Source organism: Phenylobacterium ferrooxidans (assembly GCF_042714595.1).
GTDB classification, from domain to species: domain Bacteria; phylum Pseudomonadota; class Alphaproteobacteria; order Caulobacterales; family Caulobacteraceae; genus Phenylobacterium; species Phenylobacterium ferrooxidans.
In genome coordinates this window covers 1-12,596 of the sequence record NZ_JAOTJD010000014.1, presented here as the reverse complement: position 1 = coordinate 12,596, position 12,596 = coordinate 1, and the positions used below count along the sequence as shown (strand labels likewise).

Below are 12,596 nucleotides of genomic sequence, written 5' to 3'. Positions count from 1 at the left end.
GTCAGTAGGGGTCGAAATCGAGGAAGCCGATGGCTGTGTCCGTCGGATCCAGGCTCTCCAGCGCCGGGTCGCCCAGCCGCCGGTAGATCAGGTTCAGGGGCGAGGGCCGCAGGCGCTGCGGCAGGCGCAGGAAGCCCAGGGCGGCGAGGTTCACCCGCGGCTCCAGCCCGATGAACAGCGAGGCCAGGCCCGCCGCGCCGCCGGGCTCCACCAGGCCCTCGCTGACGAAGCCGACGCAGGTCACCAGGGGCAGGTGGGTCGGCGCCGAGATCACCGTCAGGCCGTCCCGGTCGCGCACCCCGTAGGCGCTGGCGGGATTGGCCAGCCGCCAGGCCAGGCGGCGAGGCGTCCAGTCGATGCGGAAGTCGGCGGCGGCGGCCTCGAATCGCTGCGGCCGGCGCAGGAGCAGCCCGGCCTCCAAGGGCGCGACCAGCTGGAAGTCCAGCTTCTTCAGGAAGCCCGGGGTCGAGTTGGCGTTGGCCACCCCCATGACAAAGCCATGTCCGGCGTCCGCGCCCGCCGCGTAGGTCGCCTGGGCCAGGCGTGTGAACAGGCCCTGGCCGGCATAGTCGGGATCGGTGGCGGTGTTCAGCGACAGCAGCCCGCGGACCGAGGCGCCGCCGATGCGCGCCGTGGTGGGGCAGGTGACATAGTGGGCGACAAGACGCTCGCCGTCCCAGGCGTCGAACCCCACCACCTGACCGTCGGGGTTGTCGCGGTAGCGCCAGGCCAGGGCCTCGCGTGTGAACTTGGGCGCGTCGCCGAACACCTTTCCCAGCAGGGCCGAATAGGCGTCGAGCTGCTCGGCGGTGACGCCGGAAGCCCGAATCTGGAGGTTTGGCGCGGTCGTCATCGTAGGTTGATCATGGAAGCGTCGCTGCGCCGCGGCAACGCACGGTTTTTGCACCTTCTCAGACGGGCCGGCCGGCCCTACCTCTCTCAGGGGATGGGGAGCGGGCGCATGGCGCGACGGAGTCTGGATCTAACCGCCGACGACGTGGTGCGCGGCCTGCTGATCGCGGGCTTCCTGGTGATGCTGGCCGGGGCCATGCCCGGGCACCTCTCCCCCGATTCGATTTCCCAGCTCCATGAAGGCCGCATGGGAACCCGGGAGACCTGGGGACCGGCCGCCTACGCCGCGGTGCTGGCCGCCTTCGACCGCGTCGTCCCGGGAACCGCGCTCTATCTGGTGGGCAGCGGGTTTGTGCTGTTCGCCAGCCTGCTGGGTTTGCGCGGCCTGCGTCCGAAGGCGTCCTGGGCGGCGGTCCCGGTGGCCCTGCTGTTCCTGGCCTCGCCGATCATCCTGGTGTTCCAGGGTGTTGTCTGGAAGGACGTGCTGTTCGCCAACCTGGCCATCGCCGGCTTCTTCCTGCTGGCGCGAGCGAGTGTGAGCTGGCCCGTGCGGCAACCGCCCTGGATCGTGTTGGCCGGCGCCCTGCTGGCCCTGGCCCTCGCCGCCCAGGTCCGCCAGAACGGGATCATCGTCGTCCCCTTCGCGGCCCTGACCCTGGCCTGGACGGTGCGTGGCGAGGGCTGGCGGCGCAGCCTGATCTGGGGATTAGGCTCCCTCGTGGCGGTCATCGTGGCCTCCCACCTGATCGGCGTGGCCTCCCAGCCGGCCAAGGCGGGGCCGGACAAGGCCAGCGGCGTCGGCGTGCGCATCCTGCAGCACTACGACATCATCGGCGCAGCCGCCCACGACCCGAACCTGAAGCTGACCGTCTTCAACGCGTCCGACCCGGAGGCCGAGACGGTGATCCGCACCCGGGGCGTGCCGATCTACACCCCGGTCCGCATCGACTATCTGGACCTCGACCCGGCGGTCGGGGGCGTGCTGTGGCGGCAGAGCGACAAGGTGGTTCGCGCCCAGTGGCTGGACATCGTGCTGCGCCATCCCGGCGCCTATCTGGCCCACCGGTTCGACGTGTTCCGCTGGGTGTTCCTGACGCCGAAGATCGATAGCTGCCTGCCGCTGTTCGTCGGCGTCGAAGGGCCGCCCGACACGCTGCAGATGCTGGAGATCCCGTCGGGCAAGGACGCCTCGGACCGCGCCCTCTACAACTACGGCACCTGGTTCCTCGACGGGCCGCTGTTCTCGCATCTGAGCTACGCCTTGGTCGCGGTCCTGACCGCCGGCGCCCTGCTGCTGCGGCGCGATCGCGCCGACGCGGCGATCATCGCCCTGATGGCGGCGGCCCTGGCCTTCACGGCGAGCTTCCTGGCGATCTCCATCGCCTGTGACTACCGCTACCTCTACTTTCTCGACCTGGCGGCCATGACCGGCCTGCTCTACCTGGCGCTCGACCCGCCGGTGGCCCAGGTTCGCCGCCTGCTGAGGCGCTGACATGACCCTCCCACGCCTTCTCTCCCTGGCCCTCGTCCTGACCCTGGCGGCCTGCGACAAGCCCGCGCCGCGCACCCTCCGGCTGGAACCGGTTCCGCGGCCCAGCCTGCCGGTGGAAAAGCCGGTCGCGCCGACGACGCGGGTCCAGCCGATCAGCTGGGACGCCGACCAGCAGACCTTCCGCCTGGGGACCGCCCCCCTGAAGTCGGTGCGGATGTGGACCTTCGAGGGCGCCAGCGACGGCTTTGTCCTTACAGGCGGCATCACCGGCCTCGCGCAGAACGCCGGCCTGCGGGTCACCAACCAGGCGCCCGACCCGGCCCTGCGATCCCCCAGCGGCCTGGAGATCAACGGCGCGCGCGGATCCCTGGTCCTGGTGCGCCTGACCCGCAAACAGGCCAGCCCAGCCTGGGACGGGACGCTCTACTATTCGACCGTCGACCACGCCGAGAGCCAAGCCTTCTTCGCCAGGCCGGTGATCGGCGGGAGCCCGGCGGTCAACGAGACCCTGATCCTGGCCTTTGACATGGCCCATCCGACCGGGGGCGGCGACGACTGGACCACCTCCCTGATCAGCCAGATCCGCCTCGACACCGACGATTCGCCGGGCGGGGCCTTCGTGATCCGGCAGATCGCGGTGACGGAAAATCCCGGGCGGGAGGCCCTGGGTCTGACGCCTGCGAACCCCAAGCCCGCCGCGAAGACCGCGGCTACACCTTAGCCAGCTCGTCCAGCCGGGCTGTGTAGCGAAGGCCCACGGCCCGGGCGCTGAAGTGGGTGCGGATGTGGCGGCTGGCGCGGCGGCCGAGCGCGCGGGCTTCCGCCGGATCGTCCAGCATGCGCGCCATCAGCTGCACGGCGTGGTCGACATGGGCGTCGGCCCAGACCTGACCCTCGGGGAACAGGTAGGCGTCGGCGGGAACCGGGATCAGGTCGTAGTCCACCAGCAGGCTGGTTTCAGGCGTCATGAAGTCCAGGTTGCCGGAGTAGTTGGTGGCGATGGCGACGCGGCCCAGGGTCATGGCCTCGGCCGGGCCGCGCCCGAAACCCTCCGAGCGATGCAGAGACACGAAGGCGTCGGCGCAGCGGATCAGGTTCTTGTTCTCGTTGTCGCTGAGCTCGCGGGTGATCCCCTGGGCGCGGCCGCCGAGCGCGGCCAGGCGGGCCTCCAGGGCCTTGCGGGCCGGGTTCTTCTCGTCGCCGCCCTTGTACTTGACGATGGCGTGCAGGGGCGCGGCGGGCCGCAGGGCGCAGAGGCGCTCGAAGGCCTCCAGCATGGCCAGCGGGTTCTTGCGCTCGGCGAAGGACGAGAAGTCGAAGGAAAACAGCACCACAAAGGCGTGCTCGGGAATGCCGAAGGCCCGGCGGCCCAGGAAGCTTGACAGGGTCAGCTCTACGGCCAGGGGCATGTGGATCACCGGCTTGCTGACCGCGGGCGCGATGGCCTGGGCGATGAAGTCGGACGGCGCCCAGATCTCGTCGAACCGCTCCAGGATGCGGGCCCAGGGCTCGGGGTACTTGGCCAGCTCCCAGGCCGGATAGATGATGTTGTAGGCGCTCTCGAAGGCGGCCTTGGACCCGGTCGCCTCCAGCACCCCCATCGCCTGCTCCACCTCGTTGGCGTTGATGCAGAATAGGTTGGTCTTGGGGCTGAGCGTGGGAACCACGTGAGGCGCGAAATCGCGTTCGAAGTCGGGGTCCTTGTTGCGGTCCATGCCGTAGATGTCGATCAGGCCGGGGGTCACCCCCGCGGCCTTGAAGGCCCGCCAGGCCGAGCGGACATGCTCGGCCATGCCGATGGCCGAGAAGGGGTGGCCGACCAGGACCAGGTCGCTGCTCATGACTTGTCCAGCAGGTCGGCGTCGGCCGCGTTCTTCACCGCCTCCAGCCAGCCGTGGCCGAAGCGCTGGTCGGGCTCCAGGTGGGCGCCCTCGGCCCACTCGTTCCAGGCGTTGATGAACACCAGGCGCTCGTCGCCGAAGTTCTGCCGCCGAGTCTCGGCGAACATCGTCTCCAGCCAGGCCTGGAAGGCGCCGGGCGTGGCGTGGTGGTGCGACCAGCTGTTGTCCTGGCGGCGCGCGGTGTTGTCCCAGCCGGGAATCGCGCCGCGGAAGCGGGTGTGGGGCGGGGTCGGCTCGGCCATGTAGCGGCGCACGATCTGGCGATAGTCGTTCACCCGGCCCTCGAAGCGGGCGTTGTAGAGCGGGCCCGGAGGATGGATCAGGGCCTGGGAGCCGGCGGGCGGGAACTCGACGCTGGCGTCGAAGCCGATGCTGGTGGGGTCGGTACCGCCGCCCGCCATCTCGAAGCTCTCGACATAGGCCAGGTAGATGTCGCCGATTCCGTTCTTCGCGCACCAGTCGCGCCAGTGGGCGGCCCACAGCTTGGCGTCTGGAAGCAGGCCCGGACGATACACCAGCACCAGCGGCTTGCCGTTCACCCGGATGTAGTTGGGCCGCTTCAGATAGGGACCCATCTCGGCGATCAGGGCCTCGGCGTCGCCTTCCTCATAGGTCTGGGCCAGCAGGACGTCGTTGGACTGGCCATCCCAGGTGCGGGTCCAGTTCTCGTTGGCCCAGCACAGGCAGAAGGGGAAGTCGCCGGCCGCCCCGGTCAGCAGGTACTCCAGGGGCTTTTCCAGCACCCGGCGTCCGCCGGAGAACCAGTAGAAATAGTGGCAGAAGCCGCCGATCCCGTACTGGGCGGCCAGTTCTCCCTGGCGCTGCAGGGCGCGGGGGTCGGACAGGTCGTAGAAGCCCAGATCGGCGGGCAGGTGCGGCTGGTAGTGGCCACGGTAGTTGGGCAGGGCCCGGGTGACGTTGGTCCACTCGGTGAACCCCGCGCCCCACCAGCGGTCGTTCTCGGGGATGGCGTGGAACTGCGGCAGGTGGAAGGCGATGGTCCGCACGGTGTTCAGCGCCTCCAGCCGCTCGCCCCAGCGCTGCACGAAGGCCTGCTGGTTCCGGGTCGCCAGCCGGTGCTTGTAGCCGACGTCGATGGAGTTGGCGGTCACCGACAGGTGGTGGACGATCTCCGAGGTCGGCTCATAGATGATCCGCAGGCCGCGCTCGCGCAGGCGGAAGCAGAGGTCGGCGTCCTCGCAATAGGCGGGCGCGAAGGCGATGTCGAAACCGCCCAAGTCGGCGAACACCTGGCGGCGCACCGCCAGGCAGGCGCCCGAGGCGTAGTCCACCTCGCGCCGCACGTTCCAGCGCGGCAGGGACGGATCGTCGAACAGGCCGATCATCTCCGAAGCGCCGTCGACGCCGATGCGGGCGCCGGCCTCCTGCAGGCGGCCGTCGGGGAACAGCATCTTGGGGGCGGTGGCCCCGACACCGGTTTCCTCATCGAAGGGTGAGAGCAGGGCCGCCAGCCAGCCGGGCCGGACCTGGACGTCGTTGTTCAGGAAGATGACGAACTCGCCGGTGGCGGCTTCGGCCGCCCGGTTGCAGGTGCGGATGAAGCCGAGGTTTTCCGCATTGGTCAGAACCTTCAGGCCCGGGACCGTGGCCAGCAAGGCCGAGGTCGCGTCGACCGACGCGTCGTCGATGACGATGATCTCAGCGCTCTCAAGTCCCCCGGCGGCCTGCAGCGAGGCCAGGCACTCCAGGGTGAACTTCAGATTGTTGTAGGCCGGGATCACGATGGAGGCGCGCGGCGTGGCGGTGGCTGGGAAAGCCAGCGCGGCGGCGGCCTTCTCCAGATCCTTTTCGGCGAGCTTGATCAGCTTGAGCGGCTTGACCTTCACATCAGCCTTGCGGGCCTGGTCCATGCGGCGGCGCTCGGCGGCCAGGTCGCGATAGGCCTGGACATCGTAGAGGCTGGCGTCCTTGGTTCGCGCCGCGCGAAGCTGTTCGAAGAGACCGGTGTCGGAGCCGCCGGCGCGGATCTGGCCGGCGCCCGGCTCCGGCTTGGGCGTACGGCTGAGCGCCCAGTGCTCCAGGGCCGAGATCGGCGTGTCGGCGGCCTGGGGGTTGGCGGTCAGATAGGTGAGTTCGTCGAAGTCTGGCGCCGGCGACGCCCCCTCGAAGGCCCCCTCGCTCAGATAGTGCAGGATGGCGTGGATGTTCTCGGGCGCCTGCGGATTCTGCTCCAGATAGAAGGCGGAGTCGAAGTGCAGGCTGGGGTTCCGGCGGCCCTCGAGGCCATGGGCCAGGAAGTCGGCCAGCGGGCTGGCGCCGAGCGCCGTGGCGTCGCGATAGCGCTGGGCGTACCAGCCGGTGTCGAACAGCGGGTGTGGTGGCCGACCCTCGCCCGCGCCGCTGGTGACGTAGTGGAGCAGGGGCGGAACGCCGCGCTCGGCGACGTCCGGGTTCTGTTGCAGATACCAGGCGCCGGAAAACAGGGGGTGCGGCTCGTAGCCCAGCCGCCAGCCCTCGCGCAAATAGTGCAGCAAGGGGTTCTCGCCGGACTTCGCCACCTCTTCGGACTGGCCGACATAGTGGCGCAGATCAAACAGCGGATGTGGGTCGAAGCCCTCGCGGGCGCCGGTGAAGACGAAGTGCTGCAGCGCCGTCAGGCCGCTGGCGGCGACCTTGACCGCGTGGCGTGAGCGATAGTCGGCCAGGTCAAACAGCGGGTGCGGATCGCGGCCCTCCTTGTCGCCGGCCACCAGGTAGTGGGCCAGGGGCGCCCAGGCGGTGCCCACCAGGTCGGCGTTCTTCTCTATGTACCAGGTCTGGTCGAACAGGGCCTTGGGGTGGGCGTTGGAGTCGGGCCCGGCGCGGACATAGGACACCAGGCCACAGGTCTCCCCGCCCTCGCGCCCGACCCCCTTGTCGAGGCCGAAGGTCCAGAGTCCGGAGCGCAGCACCAGGGCCACGCGGCCCGGCCACTTGCCCCGCGCCAGGGTGAGGTCGAACCGCTGCTCCATGCGGCCGCGCTCGCGGTCCCAATGGCGCTTGGCGGCGGCGGCCCGGAAGCGGGTCCAGCGGTCCTGGGCCAGGGCGACATGGGCGGCGCGCAGCAGCCGGCGGCGCGCCAGAAGTTCGGCGGCGAGGTCGGCGGCGGCCGCCTGCTTCCTAAGGGTGGGGCGCTTGGTCAAGGGATCAGCGGGCGGCCAGCATGGCGTCGACCTGGGCCTCGATGGCGGCGCGCTCGCGGCGCAGCAGGGCCAGTTCGGTCTCGATCTGGTGGGTGTGCAGGCGCTCGCGCTGGCGCTGCTGACGTTCCTCGTCCAGCTCGGCGCTGGCGGCCGACAGGGCCGAGGTCACCGGCGAGACGAACACCCCCATCCGCGCCTTCAGTTCCGCGATCTGGACGGCGGCGGCCTCGAGCGGCGCCAGCGGCGGGGCCGGTCCGACGGAGGCGGCCTCGAACCAGTCATGCACGGTCTTGGCCAGGGGCCCGACGATGGGCACCGCCGAGAGGTCCCCGCCGCCGGCGTTATGGCGCAGGTCGCCGGTGAGGAACTGGTCGATCTGCGCCTGCGCGTGCGGGCTCATCCGGGGCAGGGCCGCGCCATGGGCGGCTTCGATCCGGGCCACCTCGCCGCGCCAGTCGGCCAACAGGCCGTCATAGGAGACAAAGGCGCGGGGCAGGTCGCGGGAATAGAGTTCGGCGGCGAGCATGTAGACGCACCAGAGCAGGACCGATTTCTCCACTGGGAAACCGTCGCGCCGGGCCAGGGACCCTGCCACCGCCAGCGGCGAACGGACCGGAATCACGACGCGCGCCGAGAGGCCCACAGTCTCCAGGACGTGACGCCACATGGGCCCGAGCACCGAGACTCGGGGGTCCTTCAGCAGCGGGAACCGGGCCTCGCCGAACTCGTCGCGATAGAGAGCCAGGGCGCGGGCGGTCCACTCGGCTTCATCGGCCTCGGGCAGGGGCGCGTAGGGCAGGGCGAAGACATCGTCCCAGGCGCTGCCAGCGGCGCGCAGGCGCGCGTCGTTGAACAGGGCGATCTTCCAGGGCTCGAAGTAGCCCTTCGCATTGTGCTCGTCGCCCGGCATGACGTTTTGCGGCAGCTCGGCTCCGGCCAGAGCCAGGAGTTGAGTCACGGCCGAGGTGCCGGACCGGTGCATGCCCAACACGAGGTAGGCCGCGGACTTGGCCGGTCGGGTTGTCGTTCTCGCCATTGGGCCCCATCTGGCGCCTTCGGGGGCGCGCGTGACCCTTGCCTCTATGACCGCGAGAGCGCGCGGGCAAGGGCGCGGTTGATCGAGGCGGTGTTCTGCGGCACAGGTCCAGCCTCGCGGAGAGTTTCGTCCCATGGCCGCCGGCCTCGATCGTAGCCTGCTGGTGTTGGGTCCGGCCCTGGACACCGACTTCTACCGCGCGATCTATCCCGACATCGCCGACGAGGGCCGCGATCTGGTGGCCCACTACGCCGCCGCCGGCTGGCGCGAGGGCCGCGACCCCGCGCCCTGGTTTTCCACCGCCGGCTATCTGGAACGCTATCCTGACGTCGCCCAAGGCGGGGCCAACCCGTTCTATCACTACCTCACGGCGGGTCGCCGCGAGGGCCGCGAGCCGGTCGCCTCGGCCCACGCTCTGGACTATCTCGTGGCCCGCAAGCTGGTCCGTGACGGCAAGGCCGACCTTCCGGTGACCGCCGCCGACCGGGCCTTGGCCGCCACCGAGTTCGACGAAGCCTACTACCTGTTCTATCAGCCCGACGTTGCCGCCTCGGGCCAGGACCCCCTCGACCACTTCCTGCAGCGGGGGTGGAAAGAGGGGCGAGATCCCTCGCGTGACTTTCACCTGGCCGACTATCTGGAGCTCAATCCCGATGTCGCGGCCGCCGGCGTGCAGCCCTTCGTCCACTATCTGGCGCAAGGCCGCAGCGAGGGCCGAATCGGGCGCCGCCGGCTGGGGTTTCGCCACGACGCCGTCGCGCGCTTGCGGCCGCTGCAGGAACGCCTGGCCGACTGCGAGGTCTGGGCCCGCGCGGTAGACCTGAGCGAAGCCGCCGATCTGGTCACTGGCCTGGCGCCATCGCGGTCGGGCCGCCGAGATCTGCACATCACCTTCAGCCATGACAACTACGCCGCGGTGGTGGGCGGGGTGCAGGCCAGCGTGCAGCGCGAGGCCGCACGATTTGTCGAGCTGGGTCGCGACCATCTCCACGTCTATCCGGCCTCGCCCTGGCCCATCGTCTCCACCGGCCTCGACGGGCCGCCCCTTGGAGTCCTCTGGAACGGGGTGGAGGTGGGCGCCTTCCGTCCCGAGGTGCTGATCGCAGGACTGCGAACCGCCCTGGCAGGGTGGGGCGATGGCGCGCGCAGCTTCGCCATCCACTCGATGCTGGGCCATTCCAGCCGCGAGGTGATCGACGTGGTGCGGATCGCCGGGGCCAACGCCGGCCACTATTGGACCCACGACTTCACCAGCCTCTGCGCGGGGGTTCACCTGCTTCGCAACGATATCGTCAACTGCGGCGCGCCTCCGCCCGGCAGCGCCGCCTGCGGCATCTGCGTCTACGGCCCTTATCGGCAGCGCCACATCGACGAGCACACCCGGCTGTTCCGCCACCTGGACCTGACGGTGGTCTCTCCCTCCCAGGTGGTGATGGACACCTGGCGTGGCGCCGACTGGATGGACCCGGTGGGTGCTCAGGTCGCGCCGCTGGCCCGCCTGACGCCCGTGCGCGCCAAGACCGCCCCGCCCCGTGACGGTCCGTTTCGGCTGGCCTTCCCGGGCACGCCGTCCCTGCACAAGGGTTGGCCGCTCTTCGTCGACCTGGCCATCGCCTTCGAGAAGGACCCGCGCTACGTCTTCCTCCATCTGGGGAAGTCGAAAGTCGGTGGCCTGCCCGTGGAACATCATCCGGTCTCGGCCACAGCGACCGAGCCCATGGCCATGCGCGACGCACTGGCGCGCCTGGAGGTGGACGCGGCGATGATCTGGTCACTCTGCCTGGAGACCTTCTCCCTCACCGCCTATGAGGCCGCCGCCGCCGGCGCGGCCATCATCACGGGACCTGATTCGGGCAACATCGCCGCCTTCACCCGCGAGGGCGGCCACGGCCTGGTTCTGGACAACGAGGCGGCGCTCACCGCGATGTTCGAGAGCGGCGAGATCCTGAGCCTGGCGCGGGCGCGCCGCCGCCCGCCTCTCTATGACATGGAGTTCAGCAACTTGACCGCCGACCTGGAGCCCGCCTCGTGAAGGTCGTCTGCTTCTCCAGCTTCACCTTCTCCTACCTGAACCGCGCCCGGGTGCTGTTCCAGACGCTCAAGGTTCACCAGCCGGACTGGGAGCGGGTGGCGCTGATCACCGACGCACCGCCGCCGGGGTTCGTGCTGGACCTGGCCACCGAGCCCTTCGACCGGGTGGTCTACGCGCAGGATCTCGGCATCCCGAACTTCCAGTCCTGGCTCTTCAAGCACGACGTGGTGGAGGTCTGCACAGCGGTGAAAGGCCCCTTCCTGCACCAGGCGCTCGCCGCCGGCGCGGATGCCGTGGTCTATCTCGATCCCGATACGGCCCTCTTCACCAGCCTGGCGCCGCTGGAAGAGATGCTGGGGACCAACGACATCCTGCTGACCCCCCACCTGATCGACGCCAACGATGAGCTGGAAGCGATCCTCGACAACGACCTCTCGGCCTCGAAGACCGGCATCTTCAACCTCGGATTCGTGATGGTGAAGGCTGGCGGGGAGGGGGCCAGGTTCGGCCAGTGGTGGAACGACCGGCTGCTGAGCTTCTGCTACGACGACATCCCCAACGGCCTGTTCGTCGACCAGCGCTGGTGCGACCACGTCCCGGCCCTGTTCGACAGGGTCAAAGTGGTGCGCGATCCCGGCTACAACGTGGCCAGCTGGAACCTCTCCAAGCGCCAGGTCGCGGTGGGGTCGGACGGGGCGATCACCGTCAACGGCCACCCCTTGCGCTTCTGGCACTTCACCAAGCTGGGCCCCACCGGCGACGCCATGACCAAACGCTATGCGGGCGAAAACCACGCCGTCTACGAGATCTGGCGCTGGTACAAGGAGGAGGTGGCCAAGACGACCGATCCCATCATCCCGGACCGATACTGGGCCTATGAGGCCTATAGCGATGGAACCGCGATCGCCAAGCCTCACCGTGTGCTCTACAGGGCCCGACCTGATCTGCAGACGGCCTTCCCCAACCCCTTCGAGGCTGCGGGCTACCTAGCCTGGCTCGCCAATGAGGGCCTCGCCCGATAAGGCGCCAGCTTGCGCCGTCCACACCGCTTGCCTACCGTGCCGCTCCCTTCCCGCCAGGCCTTCCGATGCGCATCCTCGTCACCATCGCCCACTATTTTTCGGCCGAGGCCAACTCCCAGCACAGCTCCACCAGCGAACGGAAGCGGGACGACCGGCTGCGCGCCATCGAGGAGGTGATCTGCGCTTATCGTGGCCAGTTCGGGACCTCCGCCACCTTGCAGGTGGGGACCAAGAGCTTTCAGCCCGGGGTGGGCTCGGATGACGAGATCGACATTGTCGCGGTGACCACCGGCGAGAAGCACCTGCTGACGCCGGATTTCTGCCGCCGCTACGGCGTGAAGGTGGCCAAGCTTGATCTGGAGAACCCGCGGATGCTGGGGTTCAGCGCCCAGCAGATCATGGGCCAGCACGCCAGCAAGTACGACTTGTTCGTCTTCAGCGAGGACGACCTGCGGATCAACGATCCGACCTTCTTCTCCAAGATCGTCTGGTTCAACCAGACCTATGGCCCGCAGCGGGTGCTGTTCCCCAACCGCATCGAGTGGAACCGTAACGCGCCCACCCTGAAGACCTATATCGACGGCGACCTGAGCGTTCAGGCGGCCGACCGCATGAACGCCTATGTGCAGGACGAGAACACGCTCTATGCCGCGCCGCTCGGCCGGCAGACGGTGTTCCGCCGGGCGCGCAATCCGCACGCCGGCTACTTCGCGGTGACCCGGGACCAGCTCGACCACTGGATGCGGCAGCCCCACTGGCTGGACCGCGACGTCAGCTTCGTCTCGCCGCTGGAGAGCGCCGCGACCCTGGGGATGGCCAAGACCTTCTCGATCTACAAGGCCTTCGGCCGCTCGGCCGGGTTCCTGGAGATCGAGCATCTGGACAACGGGTTCTCGAACCTGAAGATGCCCGTCATTCCTCCGCTCTGACGTGACCGGCTCCGCCATTTCCACGGAAGACGGCCCCGAACTCGCGGCCAAGGTCGAGAGCCTCGCCCTGCGCCATGCAGCGCTGCGCGAGGAGGTGCAGCGGGCCGAGGCCGCCGAGGCCATCACCCGGTCACGCCTCACCCAGGCCCTGGCCGACGCCCTGCTGGCGGTGGCAGATCGGAAGAGCAC

Annotated in this window: 10 protein-coding genes; 6 read left to right on the top strand and 4 right to left on the bottom strand. The window is 69.3% G+C overall.

The genetic code is table 11. The annotated features are described in order from the left end of the window. Nucleotide 1 precedes the first annotated feature (1 nt). Nucleotides 2-853 carry a GNAT family N-acetyltransferase gene (locus OCL97_RS08925; protein ID WP_377369477.1) on the bottom strand — a complete coding sequence of 284 codons (852 nt, stop codon included), beginning with the start codon at nt 851-853 and terminating at the stop codon, nt 2-4. 108 nt (nt 854-961) lie between these two features. Between OCL97_RS08925 and OCL97_RS08920 the strand changes: the two genes are divergently transcribed. Next, nucleotides 962-2,344 (top strand): hypothetical protein, encoded by a 1,383-nt coding sequence (locus tag OCL97_RS08920; protein ID WP_377369475.1) that lies wholly within the window; start codon nt 962-964, stop codon nt 2,342-2,344. A gap of 1 nt (nt 2,345) precedes the next feature. After that, nucleotides 2,346-3,065 (top strand): hypothetical protein, encoded by a 720-nt coding sequence (locus tag OCL97_RS08915; protein ID WP_377369473.1) that lies wholly within the window; start codon nt 2,346-2,348, stop codon nt 3,063-3,065. Here the strand turns inward: OCL97_RS08915 and OCL97_RS08910 are convergent. The 3 genes from OCL97_RS08910 to OCL97_RS08900 are packed head-to-tail and all read right to left on the bottom strand — an operon-like array spanning nt 3,055 to nt 8,424. Further along, entirely contained in the window at nt 3,055-4,185 is a 1,131-nt protein-coding gene (locus OCL97_RS08910; RefSeq protein WP_377369471.1) for a glycosyltransferase family 4 protein, read from the bottom strand. The two genes, OCL97_RS08915 and OCL97_RS08910, sit on opposite strands and share 11 nt — an antisense overlap. Beyond that, nucleotides 4,182-7,388, bottom strand: coding sequence for a glycoside hydrolase family 99-like domain-containing protein (locus OCL97_RS08905; protein ID WP_377369469.1), 3,207 nt, complete (start codon nt 7,386-7,388; stop codon nt 4,182-4,184). The genes OCL97_RS08910 and OCL97_RS08905 overlap by 4 nt, the downstream gene beginning before the upstream one ends. A 4-nt stretch (nt 7,389-7,392) precedes the next feature. Beyond that, entirely contained in the window at nt 7,393-8,424 is a 1,032-nt protein-coding gene (locus tag OCL97_RS08900) for a sulfotransferase family protein (RefSeq protein ID WP_377369467.1), read from the bottom strand. A 133-nt stretch (nt 8,425-8,557) separates the two neighbouring features. On the opposite strand from OCL97_RS08900, the gene OCL97_RS08895 reads away from it, so the two are divergent. The 4 genes from OCL97_RS08895 to OCL97_RS08880 form a co-directional block, all read left to right on the top strand. After that, complete coding sequence (locus tag OCL97_RS08895) at nt 8,558-10,456, top strand: glycosyltransferase family protein (protein ID WP_377369465.1); 1,899 nt, start codon at nt 8,558-8,560, stop codon at nt 10,454-10,456. Then, nucleotides 10,453-11,478, top strand: a complete 1,026-nt coding sequence (locus OCL97_RS08890; protein ID WP_377369463.1) for a hypothetical protein — start codon at nt 10,453-10,455, stop codon at nt 11,476-11,478. The genes OCL97_RS08895 and OCL97_RS08890 overlap by 4 nt, the downstream gene beginning before the upstream one ends. A gap of 65 nt (nt 11,479-11,543) precedes the next feature. Next, nucleotides 11,544-12,407 (top strand): hypothetical protein, encoded by an 864-nt coding sequence (locus OCL97_RS08885; RefSeq protein WP_377369461.1) that lies wholly within the window; start codon nt 11,544-11,546, stop codon nt 12,405-12,407. Between the two features lies 1 nt (nt 12,408). Next, nucleotides 12,409-12,596: hypothetical protein (locus OCL97_RS08880; RefSeq protein WP_377369459.1), on the top strand; the 188-nt coding region annotated here is incomplete at its 3' end.